Annotated in this window: 17 protein-coding genes and 1 pseudogene; 9 read left to right on the top strand and 9 right to left on the bottom strand. The window is 64.9% G+C overall.

Annotated elements, in window-relative coordinates:
- The first annotated feature begins 206 nt into the window (after positions 1-206).
- From NMB41_RS02025 to NMB41_RS02015, 3 genes are all read left to right on the top strand, one after another.
- Positions 207-1,739 carry a L,D-transpeptidase family protein gene (locus NMB41_RS02025; protein WP_494380826.1) on the top strand — a complete coding sequence of 511 codons (1,533 nt, stop codon included), beginning with the start codon at positions 207-209 and terminating at the stop codon, positions 1,737-1,739.
- Positions 1,740-1,849: 110 nt separating this feature from the next.
- Positions 1,850-2,161, top strand: coding sequence for a DUF1540 domain-containing protein (locus tag NMB41_RS02020; protein WP_494380825.1), 312 nt, complete (start codon positions 1,850-1,852; stop codon positions 2,159-2,161).
- A gap of 81 nt (positions 2,162-2,242) precedes the next feature.
- Positions 2,243-2,302: a hypothetical protein gene (locus NMB41_RS02015; protein ID WP_494382917.1), complete on the top strand. Its 60-nt coding sequence runs from the start codon at positions 2,243-2,245 to the stop codon at positions 2,300-2,302.
- 31 nt (positions 2,303-2,333) lie between these two features.
- Here NMB41_RS02015 and NMB41_RS02010 read toward each other — a convergent pair.
- Positions 2,334-3,596, bottom strand: a pseudogene (locus NMB41_RS02010) (heavy metal sensor histidine kinase); the annotation flags it as partial.
- 44 nt (positions 3,597-3,640) lie between these two features.
- Positions 3,641-4,327 (bottom strand): heavy metal response regulator transcription factor, encoded by a 687-nt coding sequence (locus tag NMB41_RS02005; RefSeq protein WP_494380824.1) that lies wholly within the window; start codon positions 4,325-4,327, stop codon positions 3,641-3,643.
- A gap of 118 nt (positions 4,328-4,445) precedes the next feature.
- On the opposite strand from NMB41_RS02005, the gene NMB41_RS02000 reads away from it, so the two are divergent.
- The 5 genes from NMB41_RS02000 (at position 4,446) to NMB41_RS01980 (ending at position 9,094) form a co-directional block, all read left to right on the top strand.
- Positions 4,446-4,940 carry a GlcG/HbpS family heme-binding protein gene (locus NMB41_RS02000; RefSeq protein ID WP_494380823.1) on the top strand — a complete coding sequence of 165 codons (495 nt, stop codon included), beginning with the start codon at positions 4,446-4,448 and terminating at the stop codon, positions 4,938-4,940.
- A gap of 24 nt (positions 4,941-4,964) precedes the next feature.
- Complete coding sequence (gene uraH / locus NMB41_RS01995) at positions 4,965-5,375, top strand: hydroxyisourate hydrolase (protein WP_494380822.1); 411 nt, start codon at positions 4,965-4,967, stop codon at positions 5,373-5,375.
- Positions 5,376-5,455: 80 nt separating this feature from the next.
- Positions 5,456-6,910: an NADP-dependent succinate-semialdehyde dehydrogenase gene (gabD, locus tag NMB41_RS01990; protein ID WP_494380821.1), complete on the top strand. Its 1,455-nt coding sequence runs from the start codon at positions 5,456-5,458 to the stop codon at positions 6,908-6,910.
- Positions 6,911-6,928: 18 nt separating this feature from the next.
- A complete protein-coding gene (locus NMB41_RS01985) occupies positions 6,929-7,231 on the top strand; it encodes a DUF4844 domain-containing protein (RefSeq protein WP_494380820.1) in 303 nt (100 codons plus the stop codon).
- A gap of 141 nt (positions 7,232-7,372) precedes the next feature.
- Entirely contained in the window at positions 7,373-9,094 is a 1,722-nt protein-coding gene (locus NMB41_RS01980; protein ID WP_494380819.1) for a carboxylesterase/lipase family protein, read from the top strand.
- Positions 9,095-9,100: 6 nt separating this feature from the next.
- Here the strand turns inward: NMB41_RS01980 and NMB41_RS01975 are convergent, their stop codons facing one another.
- The 6 genes from NMB41_RS01975 to hemH all read right to left on the bottom strand — a co-directional run bounded on the left by NMB41_RS01975 (position 9,101) and on the right by hemH (position 15,917).
- Positions 9,101-9,475, bottom strand: coding sequence for a nucleotide pyrophosphohydrolase (locus tag NMB41_RS01975; RefSeq protein WP_494380818.1), 375 nt, complete (start codon positions 9,473-9,475; stop codon positions 9,101-9,103).
- Entirely contained in the window at positions 9,472-10,149 is a 678-nt protein-coding gene (gene can / locus NMB41_RS01970; RefSeq protein ID WP_494380817.1) for a carbonate dehydratase, read from the bottom strand. Before can ends, NMB41_RS01975 begins: the two co-directional genes overlap by 4 nt.
- A 148-nt stretch (positions 10,150-10,297) precedes the next feature.
- Positions 10,298-11,431 (bottom strand): molecular chaperone DnaJ, encoded by a 1,134-nt coding sequence (gene dnaJ / locus NMB41_RS01965; protein ID WP_494380816.1) that lies wholly within the window; start codon positions 11,429-11,431, stop codon positions 10,298-10,300.
- Positions 11,432-11,549: 118 nt separating this feature from the next.
- Complete coding sequence (gene dnaK / locus NMB41_RS01960; protein WP_494380815.1) at positions 11,550-13,493, bottom strand: molecular chaperone DnaK; 1,944 nt, start codon at positions 13,491-13,493, stop codon at positions 11,550-11,552.
- A gap of 101 nt (positions 13,494-13,594) precedes the next feature.
- Positions 13,595-14,161 (bottom strand): nucleotide exchange factor GrpE, encoded by a 567-nt coding sequence (gene grpE, locus NMB41_RS01955; protein ID WP_494380814.1) that lies wholly within the window; start codon positions 14,159-14,161, stop codon positions 13,595-13,597.
- A 652-nt stretch (positions 14,162-14,813) separates the two neighbouring features.
- Positions 14,814-15,917, bottom strand: coding sequence for a ferrochelatase (hemH, locus tag NMB41_RS01950; RefSeq protein WP_494380813.1), 1,104 nt, complete (start codon positions 15,915-15,917; stop codon positions 14,814-14,816).
- Between the two features lie 431 nt (positions 15,918-16,348).
- Here hemH and NMB41_RS01945 point away from each other — a divergent pair, with 431 nt between their 5' ends.
- A complete protein-coding gene (locus tag NMB41_RS01945; RefSeq protein WP_494380812.1) occupies positions 16,349-16,492 on the top strand; it encodes a hypothetical protein in 144 nt (47 codons plus the stop codon).
- Positions 16,493-16,532: 40 nt separating this feature from the next.
- Here the strand turns inward: NMB41_RS01945 and NMB41_RS01940 are convergent, their stop codons facing one another.
- The gene (locus NMB41_RS01940) at positions 16,533-16,961 is read right to left on the bottom strand and encodes an organic hydroperoxide resistance protein (protein ID WP_494380811.1); all 429 of its coding nucleotides are present in this window, start codon (positions 16,959-16,961) and stop codon (positions 16,533-16,535) included.
- Positions 16,962-17,087 lie beyond the last annotated feature (126 nt).

Genomic DNA, 17,087 nt, shown 5'->3' with positions numbered 1-17,087 from the left:
AATAAATTCGCGGTTTCATAACAAAAGCTTAACGTTAACTCAAGGATGGTGCCAACACGAACGGTTGAGCCAGGGCGCGGCGTTTGGCGACGGTGGCACTATGCGGCGCTCCGGCCCTGGCTGATATTTGACCTATATCAACGACAGGAGGCCGACCAAATCACTATCGTGACGTCCACATTCGTTCTTTTCGAGCCGCCCACGACATGCTTTCCACGCCACCGCGGCGCCTCCTGCCCGCATCGGTCCGCCGCCTGTACGCCGTCCTTTTCATCCTGGTCCATGCGCTTGCCGGCGCGGCGCAGGACATCGCGCCCGCGCCGGGCTTGCCCTGGCTGGCCGACGAGGCCGCGCAGGCACGGGGGGCCGTACGGCTCCTTGGCCAGGCCGAGGCGCATGGTCTCGATCCGGAGCGCTATGGCGCCGCGGACCTGGCGCGCCGGCTCGATACGCCAGGCGACGCGGCCGCCACGGCGGCGCTCGAGCGCGACCTTGGGGACGCGATGCTGCGCTACCTGGGCGAGCTGCATGCGGGGCGCACCCCGTCCGCCTACCGCACGCCGGATCCACAAGGCGCTGCCGGCCTGGCGCCGCGCCTGGCCCAGGCCGTGCGCGAGGGCCGGCTGGAACAGCTGGTGAACGACACCGCGCCGCCCATTCCCCTGTACCGCAGGGTGATGGCCAGCTTGGCGCACTACCGCGCGCTGGCGAACCTGCACCCCGCGTGGCCGCCGCTACCGGAGGCTGCGCGCGCGGTCGCCGTGGGCGACACCTATGCCGGCGCCGGGCTGTTGCGCGACCGCCTATACGTGCTGGGCGACCTCGACGCCGATGCCTCCACCGCCGGGGACCTCTATACGGAAGAGCTCGCGGCGGCGCTCAGGCGTTTCCAGGCGCGCCATGGCCTGGCCGAGGACGGCGTGCTGGGACCCCAGACCCGCAAGGCGCTGGCGGTGCCCCTCGCGCACCGCGCCGCACAACTGGCGCTGACCCTGGAGCGCCTGCGCTGGCTGCCGCCGCTGCCGCGCGGACGCATGGTCGCGGTGAATCTGCCGGCCTACCGGCTGTGGGCCTTTGACAGCAGCGCCGGCGCGGCCGCGGTACCGCTGGAAATGCGCATCATCGTGGGCACCGCGGCAAAGACGCCGACGCCGCTCTTCATCGGCCAGATGCGCTCCCTCGATTTGAATCCGTACTGGAACGTGCCGCGCAGCATTACGCTTGGCGAAATTCTTCCCAAGCTGGCGCGCGACAGGGCCTACCTTCGGAAGAACGACATGGAACTGGTCGGGACCCAGGGGCAGGTCTTCGCCCACACGGGCGCGGCCCTGGCGGCGCTGCGCGCGGGCACGGCCCGGATCCGGCAACGGCCAGGCGCGCGCAATGTGCTCGGCGCCCTCAAATTCGCCATGCCCAATCCGATGAACATCTACCTGCACTCGACCTCATCGACGGAATTGTTCGACCGCAGCCGGCGCGACCTCAGCCATGGCTGCATCCGCGTCGAGCGCCCGGTCGAGCTGGCGCAGTTCGTGCTGGCCGATCCGCAGGCATGGAACGCGGCTGCCATCGAGGCGGCGATACGCACCGGCAAGACGCGCACCGTGCCCCTGCGCACGCCCGTGCCAGTGGTGTTGTTTTATGCGACCGCCGTCACCGAGCGCGATGGCCGCGTGCTGTTCGCCGAGGATATTTACGGGCTTGACGGCCCCCTGCTCGCGGCACTCGCCAGGCCCTGACACACCCACGGCGGAAACCGGCAGCGCGGCGTGCCTGTCGCGCTGCACTTTCGGCCAGGCCAAACATCTAAGCTGGACGAACGTTTTTGTTTCTGCACGTGGAGGTCGTCATGATGAGGATTGCAATCGACATGCCCGTCGTCGAAGAGTGCTTCGTCGGCGAGTGCGCCTACAACACGGACAACTGCTGCCGCGCCCGCGCCATTACGATCGGGAACGGCATTCACCCCGGCTGCGACACGTTTCTCAACGCGATGCCCCATTCGCGTGTCAGGCAAGGCCAGGCAGGCGTGGGCGCCTGCAAGGTGTCGGCCTGCCAGTACAACGACGATTACGAGTGCATGACCGAGCAGATCGCAGTGGGGCACGCCGACAATGGCGTTTCCTGCCTGACGTACCGGCAACGGGGCACCCCGAACTGAGCGCGGCGCATCGCCAACAGGGCAGGGAAACACGCTGCGTCAGCCAGAGCAGTTCGCCTCCTGCTGCTCGCCTGCCCGCTCATGCACGTGTTGCATGGGCGGGGACACCATCACGCAGCGGGAACAACAGCACGAACGTGACCGCGCCCGGCGTCGGGCGCACTTCGGCGCGGCCGCCGTGCAGTTCCATAATGGCATGCACGATCGATAACCCCAGCCCGGTCGATCCGGCGCCCGCACTGCGCGCCGCGTCGGCGCGGTAGAAGCGTTCGAACAGGTGCGGCAGGTCGTGCGCATCGATCGGTGCGCCGACATTCGTCACCAGGAGTTCGGTCCAGCCATCGCGGTTAGCCGCTGCCAGCGTGACCACGCTGCCCCCGTCGGCATGGCGGATCGCATTCGACAGCAGGTTCGCCAGCGCCCGCCGCAGCAGCTGGGGGTCGGCCTGCACGGTGCCGCTGCCGGCGCAGTGCAGCGTCACGCCGCGTTCTTCGGCCATGCCCTCGAAGAATTCGGCCATGCGCGCGAATTCGTCCTCGACCGCCAGCTGGACGCGCGCCAATACCACGTCCTCCTGCTGGGCGCGCGCCAGGAACAGCATGCTGTCGACCATGCGCGACAGGCGTTCCAGTTCCTCGACGTTCGACGCCAGCAGTTCTTCGTACTCGTCGGGACTGCGGCGCTGTGCCAGCGCCACCTGGGTCTGGCCCAGCAGGTTATTGACCGGGGTGCGGAACTCGTGCGCCAGGTCGGCGGAAAAGCCCGACAGGCGCGTGTAGCCGTCGTGCAGGCGCGCCAGCATCGCGTTCAGGGCCAGGATCAGCGGGCGCAGCTCGCTCGGCGCCGCTGCGCTGTCGAGCTGGCTGTCGAGCCGCCCGGGGCGCACCAGGGCCGCGTGCGCGGCGATCGTGCGCAGGGGCCGCAAGCCATGCACCAGCAGCAGCGCTGCCAACAGACCTGCCAGCAACGCCGCCGCGGCGCAAGCGAGGACGATCTGCTGGCGGTAGCGCGCGAACATGGCCGTGCGGTCGGCGTACAGGCGCGCCACGGTGATGCGCACCGGCTGCGCGCCGAGGCGCGCGCTGCCGGACACGACCTGGCCCGGCGTGCCGGCGCGGCCGGTCCAGGCCAGGATGGCCGCACGCGACGGCGCCGCCACGGCCGGCGGGGCCGGATAGCGTTCCCCAAGCGGATTGATGTCGAGCAGCAGGCGGCCGCCGGCGTCCACGATGCGCACCAGCGAATTTTCCTGGCCGCTCATCGTGTCGCGGAAGTATTGCGGGCGCTCGCGCAGCAGGTCCTGGGCGTCCGCGCTGCCGAGCAGCTGCTGGACCTGGCGCAGCTTGCCGAGCAGGGCGATGTCGTCGCGGCGCACGATTTCGCCGACCAGGGCCTGGTACAGGTAGAGGCCGATGCCGGCCGCGCTGAGCGCCACGATCAGGACGAAGGCGAGGCAGACGCGCAGGGTGAGCGAACCTTTCACCCGTCCAGCTCCGCGTCGCACACATAGCCCATGCCGCGCCGCGTATGGATCAGCTTGAGCGGGAACGGGTCGTCGAGCTTGCGGCGCAGGCGCCGGATCGCGGCATCGATGACGTTGGTGTCGCTGTCGAAATTCATGTCCCATACCTGGGAAGCGATCAGCGAACGCGACAGCACCTGGCCCTCGCGCCGCGCCAGCAAGTGCAGCAAATTGAATTCCTGGGCCGTCAGCAGCACCGGCTTGCCCTGGCGCCGCACCTTGCGCGCGATGACGTCGATCTCCATGTCGCCGATGCACAGCAGCGCGTCCTCGCGCACCGGCGCGCGCCGCAACAGGGTGCGGATGCGCGCCACCAGTTCCACGAAGGCGAAGGGTTTGACCAGGTAGTCGTCGGCGCCCAGCTCGAGTCCCTTGACCCGGTCCTGCACTTCGTCGCGCGCGGTCAGGAACAGCACCGGCAGCTGCGCCGTTTTTTCGCGGGCGCGCAGTTCAGCCAGCACTTCCCAGCCGGTCATGCGCGGCAGCATGACGTCGAGCACGACCAGGTCGACCTCTTCCTCGCATGCGAGATGCAGGCCGTCGCGTCCGTTGCGCGCGAGGCTCACCGTAAAACCGGACTCGCGCAGGCCGCGCTGGAGGTAGTCGCCGGTCTTCGGTTCGTCTTCGATGATGAGGATGTGCATGGGCAGCATTCTAAGCCGGGTACAGGATGCCGAACATGACGGGATTGTCATCTTCGCGTCAGGCTGGCGTAGCCGGCGCTTTCGTAGAGTAGCGGCTTCATCCGAACGAAAGCGCACCATGACCAAATCCATTCTGATGCTGTGCACCGCCTTGCTGGCCGGGAACGCCGCAGCGGCCCTGCCCCGTCCCGTCGACATGTCGCTGGACGCCGCCAACCGCCTGGCCGGCGCCGCCGTCGCCGCCTGCCAGTCCCAGGGCCGCGCCATCGTCGTCTCGGTCGTCGACCGCGGCGGCAACCTGGTGGCCGTGCAGCGCGCCGACGGCGTCGGTCCGCACAACACGCAGGCCAGCCGCAAGAAAGCCTATACGGCGCTGTCGACCCGCACCAGCACGCTCGACCTGGCGCGCAATGCCGCCGCCACGCTTGACGCGCGCAATTTGACCACCCTGCCCGAGCTGCTGCTGCTCGGCGGCGGCGTGCCGCTGCGTGTCGAGGGCCAGGTGGTCGGCGCCATCGGCGTGGCCGGCGGCGGCGGCGCCGTCAACGACGATGCCTGCGCCCTGGCGGCGCTGTCCGCCGTCCCGGAACTCGAGCGCCCGCGCGCTCCCTGATCTACCCACCCAAGGAAAACCACCATGACCAGCATCGCCCGTACCCTCCTCGCCGCCACCCTTGCCTGCGCCTGCCTGCACGCCGCCGCGGCCGAGAATCCGCTCAGCGTCCACATCCTCGACCTGCAGAGCGGCCAGCCCAGCGCAGGCGTCGGCGTCGTCCTCGAAGCGCGCGACGGCCAGCAGTGGCGCACGATCGGCCAGGCCGTCACCGATGCCCAGGGCCGCGTGCGCGCCTTGTATCCGGCAAGCAAAGCGCTCACCGCGGGCGCCTACCGCATCGTCTTCAAGACCGGCGACCACTACGCACGCCTGGGACAGCCGACCTTCTTCGACCAGATTCCGGTCGAATTCAAGGTCGAAAATACCGCCCAGCATTACCACATCCCCTTGCTGCTGAGCCCTTACGGGTACTCGACCTACCGCGGCAACTGAAGCGCAGCGCTGCGGGGCAAACGCGCCCGAAAAGGTCTACCATGTGGGATCGAACGTGTCTGAATACTAACGAGGATCCCATGCTGACTTTGAAAGACCCGACGCTCTTGCGCCAGCAAGCCTTTATCGACGGCGAATGGTGCGATGCGCATGACGCCGCCACGGTCGACGTGATCAACCCGGCCACCGGCGAAACCCTGGGCACGGTGCCGCACATGGGCGCGCAAGAAACCCGGCGCGCGATCGACGCCGCAGCCGCCGCCTGGCCGGCCTGGCGCAAGAAGACCGCGCGCGAGCGCAGCCTGATCCTGCGCAAGTGGAACGACCTGATGCTGGAAAACGCCGACGACCTGGCGCTCATCATGACGGCCGAGCAAGGCAAACCGCTGGCGGAAGCCAAGGGCGAAGTGGCGTATGCGGCTTCGTTCTTCGAGTGGTTCGGAGAGGAAGCCAAGCGCGTCGCCGGCGAAACCCTGCAGTCGCCCTGGCCGGACCGCCGCATCGTCGTCACCCGCGAGCCGATCGGCGTCTGCGCGGCCATCACCCCGTGGAATTTTCCGGCGGCGATGATCACGCGCAAGGTCGGCCCGGCGCTGGCCGCCGGCTGCCCGATCGTCCTGAAACCGGCTGAACTGACCCCGTATTCGGCGCTGGCCCTGGCCGTGCTGGCCGAGCGCGCCGGCGTGCCGAAAGGCGTGTTCAGCGTCGTGATCGGCGACTCGAAGGCCATCGGCGGCGAAATGACGAGTAACCCGACTGTACGCAAACTCAGCTTCACCGGTTCGACCGCGGTCGGGCGCCTGTTGATGGAACAATGCGCGCCGACCATCAAGAAGCTCTCGCTCGAGCTGGGCGGCAACGCTTCCTTCATCGTGTTCGACGACGCCGACATCGACGCCGCCGTGGAAGGGGCGATCGCCTCGAAATACCGCAATGCCGGCCAGACCTGCGTCTGCGCCAACCGCCTGTATGTGCAGGACGGCGTTTATGACGCATTCGCGCAAAAGCTGGTCGCGGCCGTGGAAAAACTGAAGGTCGGCAATGGTGTCGAACCGGGCGTGAACCAGGGGCCGCTGATCGAGGAAAAGGCGGTGCTCAAAGTCGAGCAGCACATCGCCGACGCCCTGGATAAAGGCGCGCGACTGCTGCTGGGCGGCAAGCGCCACGCACTCGGCCACAGCTTCTTCCAGCCAACCGTGCTGGCCGACGTTACTTCCGACATGATGGTGGCGCGCGAAGAAACCTTCGGCCCGCTGGCGCCGCTGTTCCGTTTCAAGACCGAGGACGAGGTCATTGCGCTGGCAAACGACACCGAATTCGGGCTGGCCTCGTATTTCTATTCGCGCGACATCGGCCGCGTCTGGCGTGTCGCCGAGCAGATCGAGACCGGCATGGTGGGCGTGAATACCGGCCTGATTTCGACCGAAGTGGCGCCGTTTGGCGGGGTCAAGCAGTCCGGGCTGGGCCGCGAAGGCTCGACCCACGGGATGGATGATTACCTGGTCATCAAGTACATCTGCATGGGCGGCGTGTGAATGGCGCCGCTTTGACACGTGCGTGATCCGCTGGCCGACGTCGTCGATGCGCCCCTGTTCATCGTGCCGCGGGTGCTCGATGGCTTGCGGGCGTATCGGGCGGCTTCGCCCAGCGGGGCGCGCCTGGCCGATACCCTGCTGGCGGGGATCGAAGCGCATCCGACCAAATTCTGGGTCATGCAGCAGTTTCACACCACCCTGGAAGCGCTCGACAGCGCCGACACGGCCACCCGTGACCTTCTCATTGGCGAGCTGGAACAGCTGATGGATGTGCTCGGCATCCGCAGCTCGGATGGGGTGCTCGGCATCGGGCGCAGGTAGCGAACTTTCCCGTCGATGGCCTTAGGGGCGGCGTCTGCGTGCCGCGCCGTTCAATTTCTCGTTATGATCAATTGCACCTATGCCATAAAGGCGTGGGCGACTCAGCACGCCCAACAAGCCAACAACACCAGGAGACACGCAGTGAAAAAGAAAGCGCCGTATTCCCCCCGCCACATGAAACCCGTGCTCGCATCGAGCGTCGTCGTCCTGCTTGCCGCCTGTGGCGGCTTCGACTCGGAGCCCAGCACCGCCATGGAGGTGGTGCGCACGGCCGGCGGTGAAGTCCGCGCCGTCGACCGCGGCGACATGCGCAGCTATTTCGCCATCCCCTTCGCCGCGCCCCCGACAGGCGAACGGCGCTGGACGGCGCCTTCAGCGCCGCAGCCGTGGACCACGACCCTGGCCGCCACCAAATCGGCGGCGCCCTGCCTGCAAACCAGCGCCAGCCCCTTCCGCATGAGCGGCGACAGCGAGGACTGCCTGTACCTCGACGTGCACGCGCCGGCCGGCCAGGGCCCGTTCCCGGTCATGGTCAACCTGCACGGCGGCGCCTTCAACACGGGCGGCACCGCGGTCTACGCGGACCCGTCGCCGCTGGTGACCAAGGGCGTGATCGTCGTCAACGTCGCCTACCGGCTCGGAGCAATGGGCTTTCTCGCGCATCCGACCCTGGCGGCGGACGGCGCTGCGGGCAATTACGGCATCATGGACCAGCAGGCGGCATTGAAGTGGGTACAGGACAATATTGTCCAGTTCGCGGGCGACAAGAACAATGTGACGGTCTTTGGCGAATCGGCCGGCGGCTTCAGCGTGATGACGCACCTGGCCTCGCCGGGCTCGAAAGGCCTGTTCAACAAGGCCATGATCCAGAGCGGCAACTACGGCAACGACCGCCAGCTGAGTGCTGCGCAAATGGGTGCCGTCAGCGGCGCCATCGTCGACACGGCCATCAATGCCGCCACTGCTGCGGGCGTCACCGGCATCGGCTGCGCCCCGGGTGCGGCGGTCACGGCTGCCTGCCTGCGCAGCCTGCCGGACTCGGTGATCCGCACCTATCTGGCCAACGCCATCAGCACGGCCCTGCCGATCATGGTGCCCTCGGTCGACGGCAAAGTGCTGCCGAAGTCGGTCAAGGCAACCTTTGCCGCCGGCGAGAACATCAAGGTCCCGACCGTCAACGGCACCAATGAAGACGAATACGCGCTCTACATCGCGATCAACGAGGCGGGCCGCCGCGCAGCCGCAGGAAACTTCGATCCGGCCAACACCAGCTTCTCGCTGCCGGCCGCGGGCTATGCCCCGACGATCGCCGGCCTGACCGCGGGAACCGGCATCAACGTCGCCAGCGTCATCGCGAACTTTTACCCACTCGCCAATTACGGGACCAACCCGGCGGTGCAGCCGAGCCTGGCGGCGTCCAGCCTGGCGACCGACCTGGGCTTCTCCTGCCCTGCCCTGCGCACCTCGCAGCGCATCGCCGCGCAGGGCTCGCCGGTCTGGATGTACGAGTTCCGCGACCAGACCGCGCTGCCCACGGTAGGCGTGGCGAACGGCAGCTATTTCCTGAGCTTCCCGCAAGGGGCGGCGCACTCGTATGACCTGCAGTATTTGTACAACCTGGGCGATCTGGGCAATGCCGAGCGGCGCGCCCTGCAGACCGCGATGACGCGCTACTGGAGCAATTTCGCCAAGACGGGCAATCCGAACAGCGGTGGCGAGGTGCCGGCGCAGTGGCCGGCGTTTACGGGGCCTGGCACGGTGCTGGGGCTGGACGTGGCGTCGGGCGGCGGTGTGAAAGCCCTGGCTACGTTCGATGCGGATCACAAGTGCACGAGCGCCTGGGGGAGCATTGTGACCTTCTGAGGTGTATCACGCGTCCTTGTACTCGTGATACTTGCGCGCGTCACCCCGCACCTTGTCGGCGGGGTATTTGGCGCGGTTGAGGACCATCTTTTCCTCGACCGCCGCCATCAGGTCGACGTCGAGTTTATCCGCCAGGCGCACGAGATAGACCAGCACGTCGGCCATCTCGTGGCGCACCTCGATTAACTTGTCCGCGCCGAGCTCGTCGATGCGGCCGTGCTGCAGCCACTGGAAGTGTTCCAGCAGTTCGGCCGCCTCGACCGACAGCGCCGACGACAGATTCTTCGGCGTATGGAACTGGTCCCAGTCGCGCTCGTTCACGAATACGCGGACCAGTTCGCGCAGGCGGGCCAAATCTCCCTGTCCGCCTGCATCGCTCACAGGTCTTCTCCGCGGTCGCGGTAGCCGTCGAGCACGACGGCGAGTTTTGGGGCGATCTCGGCGTGGCTGCTGACGGTGATGCCGAGGTCGCGCAGCAGGCCATCGTGTACGCCATAGACCCAGCTGTGAATGGTGACCGGCTGGCCGCGTTCCCAGGCGTCGCGCACGATCGTCGTCTGCGCCACGTTGATCACCTGCTCGGCCACGTTCAGTTCGACCAGGCGGTTGGTGGCCGATATACCAGCCACATTACCCAGGTATTTGCCGTGCTTGTCGCGTACGTCGCGCACGTGGCCGAGCCAGTTGTCGGCCAGCCCGACGCGCGCATCGGTCAGTGCCGCGTGCACGCCCCCGCAGCCGTAGTGGCCGCAGATGATGATGTGCTTGACCTTCAGGACGTCGACCGCGAACTGCAGCACGGAGAGCGCGTTCAGGTCGGAATGGACGACGACGTTGGCGATATTCCGGTGCACAAACAGCTCGCCCGGCGCCATGCCAAGCAGCTCGTTGGCCGGCACGCGGCTGTCCGAGCAGCCGATCCAGAGGTATTCCGGTGCCTGTTGCGAAGCCAGGTCCTTGAAGTAGCCCGGGTCCTGTTCCACCATCGAGGCCGCCCATTCGCGGTTGCGCTGGAAAAGGTCGTTTGCCGTCAGGCCGGTCGGTGTTTTCGCCATCTGATTCTCCTGCTGGGGGAAGGCGCCGGCTGACGCCATTCCGTGATTTTCTGTGAATTTTGCGTATTGTAAACGCAACAAGGAAAGCGCACCGGGCATAAAAAAACCGCCGAGGGCTCGCGCCGCCCGGCGGTTCTTCGTCAACCTCTTACTCGAAGAAGTCTTTCACTTTGTCCATCCAGCCCTTGCTTTGCGGGCTGTGCTTGGCACCGCCCTCGCTGGTCGAGCGTTCGAACTCGCGCAGCAGGTCCTTCTGCTTCTCGGTGAGTTTCACCGGGGTCTCGACGATCATGTGGCAGAACAAATCTCCCGCATAGCCCGAACGCACGCCCTTGATGCCCTTGCCTTTCAGGCGGAAAGTCTTGCCGGTCTGCGTGCCTTCCGGCACCGTGAACGACACTTTGCCGGTGAGCGTAGGCACTTCGATTTCGCCGCCCAGGGCCGCCTTCGAGAACGAGATCGGCATTTCGCAATGCAGGTCGTCGCCTTCGCGCTGGAAGACCGCGTGCGGCTTGATGTGGATTTCCACATACAGGTCGCCCGACGGACCACCATTCGTGCCCGGTTCGCCGTTGCCGGTCGAGCGGATGCGCATGCCGTTGTCGATACCGGCAGGAATCTTCACTTCCAGCGTCTTGTTGCGCTTGATGCGTCCGGCGCCGGCGCAGGCTGCGCACGGTTCCGGGATCATCTTGCCGCTGCCGTGGCACTTCGGGCAGGTCTGCTGGATGCTGAAGAAGCCCTGCTGCATGCGCACCTGGCCGTGGCCGGCGCAGGTGGTGCAGGTGACGGGCTGGGTGCCCGGCTTGGCGCCGCTGCCGTGGCAGGTGTCGCACTTGTCCCAGCTCGGCACGCGGATCGTCGTGTCGAAGCCATTGGCTGCCTGCTCGAGCGTGATCTCGAGGTTATAGCGCAGGTCGGCGCCGCGGTAGACCTGGGGTCCGCCGCCGCCGCGTCCGCCGCGGCCGCCGCCGAAGATGTCGCCGAAGATATCGCCAAAGGCATCGCCGAAACCGCCGGCGCCGCCGCCAAAGCCGCCACCGCCGCCCATGTTCGGATCGACGCCGGCGTGACCGTAACGGTCATAGGCCTCGCGCTTCTCCGGATTGGTGAGCATCTCGTAGGCCTCTTTGACCTCCTTGAACTTCTCTTCCGCTTCCTTGTTGTCCGGATTGCGGTCAGGGTGGAACTTCATCGCCAGCTTGCGATAAGACTTTTTAATTTCTTCTTCCGAAGCACCCTTTGCGACCCCAAGGATCTCGTAAAAATCACGCTTTGCCATTGGGCACCTTGCTGTTGTCTACTGAATCAAACTGTCTGACAAAAAAACCGAGCCGAGCAAAAAAGCTTGCGTCGGCTCGGCCGTTCCAGGAGGGTCGCCCCTCCCGTACGCGAATGGATTACTTCGCGTCTTTGACTTCCTTGAAGTCGGCATCGACGACGTCGTCAGCCTGGGCCGACGATTCGGCGCCGCCCTGCTGCGCGCCACCTTCGGCGCCCGCACCGCCCGCCTGCTGCGCCTGCATGTCGGCATACACCTTCTCGCCCAGCTTTTGCGCAGCGGTCGTGAGGGCCGCGGTCTTGTTGTCGAGGTCGGTCTTGTCGCCGGACTTGATCGAGCCTTCGAGGTCGGTGATGGCCGCTTCGATCTTCTCTTTCTCGCCCGCTTCCAGCTTGTCGCCGTGTTCGGTCAGCGACTTGCGGGTCGAGTGCACCTTCGCGTCTGCCTCGTTACGGGCTTCCGCCAGCTCCTTGACCTTCTTGTCTTCCTCGGCGTTCAGCTCGGCGTCCTTCACCATCTTCTGGATCTCGGCTTCGGTCAGGCCCGAATTCGCCTTGATGGTGATCTTGTTTTCCTTGCCGGTGGCCTTGTCTTTGGCGCCGACGTGCAGGATGCCGTTGGCGTCGATGTCGAAGGTCACTTCGATCTGCGGGGTGCCGCGCGATGCTGGCGGGATGCCCTCGAGATTGAATTCGCCCAGGCCCTTGTTGCCGGCCGCGATTTCACGCTCGCCCTGATAGACCTTGATCGTCACTGCCGGCTGGTTGTCGTCGGCGGTCGAGAACACCTGCGAGAACTTGGTCGGAATCGTGGTGTTCTTGTGGATCATCTTGGTCATCACGCCGCCCAGGGTTTCGATACCCAGCGACAGAGGCGTCACGTCCAGCAGCAGCAAGTCCTTGCGTTCGCCCGACAGGACCGAACCCTGGATGGCGGCGCCGACAGCGACGGCTTCGTCCGGGTTCACGTCCTTGCGTGCATCCTTGCCGAAGAATTCTTTCACTTTTTCCTGAACCTTCGGCATGCGGGTCATGCCGCCGACCAGGATGATGTCGTCGATGTCGCTGACCTTGACGCCGGCATCCTTGATGGCGATGCGGCATGGCTCGATCGTCTTGGCGATCAGTTCCTCGACCAGCGACTCGAGCTTGGCGCGGGTCATTTTCAGGTTCAGGTGGACCGGCGCGCCGTTCGCCATGGCGATGTAGGGCTCGTTGATTTCGGTCTGCTGCGACGACGACAGTTCGATCTTGGCGCGCTCGGCCGAAGCCTTGATGCGCTGCAGGGCGATCGCGTCTTTCGACAGGTCGAGGCCGTTGATCTTCTTGAATTCGTCGATGATGTAATCGATGATGCGCTGGTCGAAGTCTTCGCCGCCGAGGAAGGTGTCGCCGTTGGTCGACAGCACTTCGAACTGCTTCTCGCCGTCCACGTCCGCGATTTCGATGATCGAGACGTCGAAGGTGCCGCCGCCCAGGTCATACACGGCGATCTTGCGGTCGCCCTTGTCGGTCTTGTCCAGGCCGAATGCCAGCGCGGCCGCGGTCGGCTCGTTGATGATGCGCTTGACGTCCAGGCCCGCGATACGGCCGGCATCCTTGGTTGCCTGGCGCTGCGAGTCGTTGAAGTAGGCCGGCACGGTGATGACCGCTTCGGTGACTTCTTCGCCGAGGTAGTCTTCGGCGGTCTTCTTCATCTTGCGCAGGGTTTCAGCCGACACCTGCTGAGGCGCCAGCTTCTTGTCGCGCACGCCGATCCAGGCGTCGCCGTTGTCGGCCTTGACGATCGCGTACGGCATCAGGCCGATGTCCTTCTGGACTTCCTTTTCGTCGTACTTGCGGCCGATGAGGCGCTTGACGGCGAACAGGGTGTTCTTTGGGTTGGTGACCGCCTGGCGTTTCGCAGGTGCACCGACGAGGATCTCGCCATCTTCCTGGTAAGCGATGATGGACGGCGTGGTACGCGCGCCTTCCGCGTTTTCAATGACCTTAGGCTGGCCGTTTTCCATGATTGCAACGCACGAGTTGGTGGTGCCCAAGTCGATACCGATAATTCTGCCCATGATTTTTTCCTTTGAATGCTAAGTTTCGGATGTTTTTTGTAATATTGGGAAAAACGGTGTGCTTTCAAGGGGGGGTTGCCACCTAGCACAGGATGTTTTTCTTATTTTGGCTGTGCAGCAGTGACGATGGCCGGACGCAACAGGCGGTCCGCGATCATGTAACCCTTCTGCAGCACGCTGACCACGGTATTCGCTTCCTGGTCGGCCGGCACGAGAGCCACCGCCTGGTGCTTGTTCGGATCGAGCTTGTCGCCCGGCGCCGGCATCACTTCGACCAGCCGGTTCTTTTCAAACGCGGAGGTCAGCTGCTTGAGCGTCATTTCGACGCCTTCCTTGATCGCCTCGACCGTCGGCGATTCGACCTTCAGGGCCATTTCCAGGCTGTCTCGCACCGGGACCATGGCTTCTGCAAAGCTTTCGATGGCAAACTTGTGGGCCTTGCTGACGTCTTCCTGGGCGCGGCGGCGGATGTTCTCGGCGTCGGCCTTGGCACGCATGAAGGCGTCGTGCATTTCAGCCAGCTTGGCTTCGGTTGCGCTCAGCTGTTCTTCGAGGCCGGGTTCACCGGTTGCCGGAGCGGCATTGGGGGCGGCTGCCTGGGGGGCAGCTGCCGGAGCAGCATCGCTCTCCGGCTGGGGAATCACCTCTGGATTTTCTTGATCATGCATCGAAAATACTCCTGAAATCAAATACTTGACTGAATAATGAGACGGATACACCTCGTCGTACAGCGCCGCATATGGGGCGATCTCCTACAAATTCAAGGGGTATTAAACGCAGGGAAGCAGAAAGTCTGACAACTCTTGTTACAACATTTACCGATGAGCTGATTCTTTCCTGAGCCTGGCGCTCTACCATGTTTTCAAGACGCGTAACGACGTCATTTGAACAAGAACCAGGGCTGAGGGAGCCATCATGAAATTGCGGATAATCAGCAGCGCCGTCGTGGTCTACACCGCGCTTGCGGTAGCGTGCATCTGCTACGCCGGGATGTAGGTCACGCCGTCAAAACATGCCATTTTAACAGGTGGGCTTGGGGGCAGGGTCGGCGGCCGGGCTGTCGCGCGTTTTGCAGACGGACGTGGGGCTGTTGCCTGCGGCGTTATCGGTCCGCATGATCCGCGTGGGCACGCGTGCCCACCCTACGAGAAAAGCCGCGGACTGGCGCTGTCGATACTCCTGCTACCTTGAGTCAGCGGCCTCATCCGTACGGGGTCATGGAGGCCAATGGCCTCCATGACAGCTTCACCGGGCACCCTGTGCCCACGCGGATTCAACTTGCCGATAACGTATCAGGCAACAGCCCCACAGGCTATAAGCTCAGGCCCCCAGCCGCGCCGCGTTTTCGCGCCCCAGATCGGCATCGCGCCGCTCGGCCTCGCGCTGGGACGGGCTCATCATCGTCGGCCAGCCGATCAGGTGCTGTTCGGCGATTTCGGCCAGGCCGACGATCCAGGTCGGCGACTCGTTCAAGCAGGGGATATAGTGAAATTCCTTGCCGCCGGCGCTCTCGAAATCGTGTTTCACTTCCATCGAGATCTCTTCCAGGGTTTCCAGACAGTCGCTGGTGAACCCAGGGCAGATCACGTCCACGCGCTGCACGCCCTGGCGGGCGAGCTCTTGCACGGTGGGCGCCGTGTACGGCTGCAGCCATTCGGCCTTGCCGAAGCGTGACTGGAAGGTGACGAGATAGTCGTTTGGCGCCAGGCGCAGGCGCTCGGCCAGCAGGCGCGCCGTTTTCTGGCATTCGCAAAAATAGGGGTCGCCCAGCATCAGGGTGCGCTTCGGCACGCCATGGAAACTCATCACCAGCTTCTCGCCGCGGCCATGGATGTCCCAGTGCGCCTGCACGATGTCGCGCAGGGCGTCGATATAGCCATCGTGGTCGTGGTAGTGCTTGACCAGGCGCAGCTCGGGCACGTTGCGGATGTCCTTGTAGTGGGCAAAGACGGCATCCCAGATCGAGCCGGTGGTCGTGCCCGAATACTGTGGATAGGCGGGCAGGACGGCGATGCGGTCGCAATTCTCGCGCTTCAACTCATCCAGCACTTCCGGCAGCGAGGGCGAACCGTAGCGCATCGCCATCCGGACCTGCACGCCTTCGTGGCCGCGCTCCTCCAGCGCTTCGCCCAGCAGGTTGGCCTGCTTCTGGGTGTGCACCTTCAGGGGCGAGCCTTCCCGGGTCCAGATCATCTGGTATTTCTTCGCCGAGGCGCCGGAGCGAAACGGCAGGATGATCAGGTTCAGGATGCACCACCACACCAGGCGCGGAATTTCCACCACGCGCGGGTCGGACAGGAATTGCTTCAGGTAGCGCTTGACCGCCGAGCGGGTCGGCGCATCGGGCGTGCCGAGGTTCACCAGCACAATGGCGCTGCGGGAGATGTTGCCGTGGGTGTGGGCGGGTTCTTTTCTGAAAGGCATGAGCAAGCAAGAGGCGGCACAGGGCCTTCATTATATGTGTGCTGCTTAAGGGGCCGAGCCGATATTTGCGAATGGCGCGTAAAGCCAGCCGTTCGGCAATCTTGCTGTTGTGTTAGCGCACGGAATGCGTCCATGGCCGCGGTCATGGCTGGTCGCCTTAACGTTTCGTAACGTTTCTTACAGGCGCGCGCCTAGTTCTGGTGCCGGGATTCGTTTGTAATGCGCTGATTGCCCAATTCGGTCCCCGCCCCCACGATGAAAATTCAAGCTCCCCCACTTGCCGCCATGGTCTGTCCTGGCTCTGCCGCTGCCTTTGCCTGCCGGCCTGACAAGGATCATCACCGTGGAATCGATTGTGGGCAGGGCCGGAACCCGTGCTAGAACATCTTCAGGAGGGGGACGCCCGGCCCTACGCCCGCCGCGATCAGCGGATGTCGAAGCTGGTCTACCGATCGCAGGTGGTGCGCGATGTCTTCGGGACTGGCGCGGCGCATCTCTTCATGCAGCTGATGCGGGTGGAAGCCACCGTCGTCCAGCGCGTCTTGCGCTCGCCCAGGACCAAACTGCGGCGCTAGAAAACGCCTCAGCCGGCGTTTTCCAGGCACGGCGTACAACTCAGGTCGTGACCTTCAGGCGCACGTCGATGTTGTTGCGCGTGGCATTCGAATACGGGCAGACGATGTGGGCCTTGTCGACCAGTTCCTGCAACTGCTGCTGTTCCATGCCGGGACCGTTGATCGCCAGGTCGACCTCGATGCCGAAACCGGTCGGAATCTGGCCGATGCCGACCTCGCCCGTCACGGTCAGCTCTTCCGGCAGCTTGACCTTGGCCTGGCCGGCGACAAATTTCAGCGCGCCCAGGAAGCAGGCCGAGTAGCCGGCCGCAAACAGTTGCTCGGGATTGGTGCCGGTGGCGCCATTGCCGCCCAGCTCCTTCGGCGTCGTCAGCTTGACGTCCAGCACACCGTTATCGCTGCGGGAACTACCTTCGCGGCCGCCCTGCGAGGTGGCCTTGGCGCGGTACAGGACTTTGTCGATGGTCATGCGAACCTCCGTGGTTGGGTTGGAGGGAGATTGTGGCAGAGGTGTGAGGGGTGGAGCGCCCGGTACGGTGCTCGCCTGAACAGGCTCCACCAAAGAAACCGTACCGAATACGGCGAAGCCCTTCGC

The sequence above is a fragment of the Massilia sp. FBCC-B171 genome (assembly GCF_059134155.1).
This window is presented reverse-complemented; position numbering and strand designations above follow the sequence as displayed.

Bases quoted from the DNA above. Each gene is read 5' to 3' on its own strand.
- dnaJ (WP_494380816.1), bottom strand. From the start codon at position 11,431: ATGGCAAAGCGTGATTTTTACGAGATCCTTGGGGTCGCAAAGGGTGCT.
- NMB41_RS02000 (WP_494380823.1), top strand. From the start codon at position 4,446: ATGACCAAATCCATTCTGATGCTGTGCACCGCCTTGCTGGCCGGGAAC.
- NMB41_RS01945 (WP_494380812.1), top strand. From the start codon at position 16,349: ATGTCGAAGCTGGTCTACCGATCGCAGGTGGTGCGCGATGTCTTCGGG.
- dnaK (WP_494380815.1), bottom strand. From the start codon at position 13,493: ATGGGCAGAATTATCGGTATCGACTTGGGCACCACCAACTCGTGCGTT.
- hemH (WP_494380813.1), bottom strand. From the start codon at position 15,917: ATGCCTTTCAGAAAAGAACCCGCCCACACCCACGGCAACATCTCCCGC.
- uraH (WP_494380822.1), top strand. From the start codon at position 4,965: ATGACCAGCATCGCCCGTACCCTCCTCGCCGCCACCCTTGCCTGCGCC.
- grpE (WP_494380814.1), bottom strand. From the start codon at position 14,161: ATGCATGATCAAGAAAATCCAGAGGTGATTCCCCAGCCGGAGAGCGAT.
- NMB41_RS01940 (WP_494380811.1), bottom strand. From the start codon at position 16,961: ATGACCATCGACAAAGTCCTGTACCGCGCCAAGGCCACCTCGCAGGGC.
- gabD (WP_494380821.1), top strand. From the start codon at position 5,456: ATGCTGACTTTGAAAGACCCGACGCTCTTGCGCCAGCAAGCCTTTATC.
- NMB41_RS02025 (WP_494380826.1), top strand. From the start codon at position 207: ATGCTTTCCACGCCACCGCGGCGCCTCCTGCCCGCATCGGTCCGCCGC.
- NMB41_RS02020 (WP_494380825.1), top strand. From the start codon at position 1,850: ATGATGAGGATTGCAATCGACATGCCCGTCGTCGAAGAGTGCTTCGTC.
- can (WP_494380817.1), bottom strand. From the start codon at position 10,149: ATGGCGAAAACACCGACCGGCCTGACGGCAAACGACCTTTTCCAGCGC.
- NMB41_RS02005 (WP_494380824.1), bottom strand. From the start codon at position 4,327: ATGCACATCCTCATCATCGAAGACGAACCGAAGACCGGCGACTACCTC.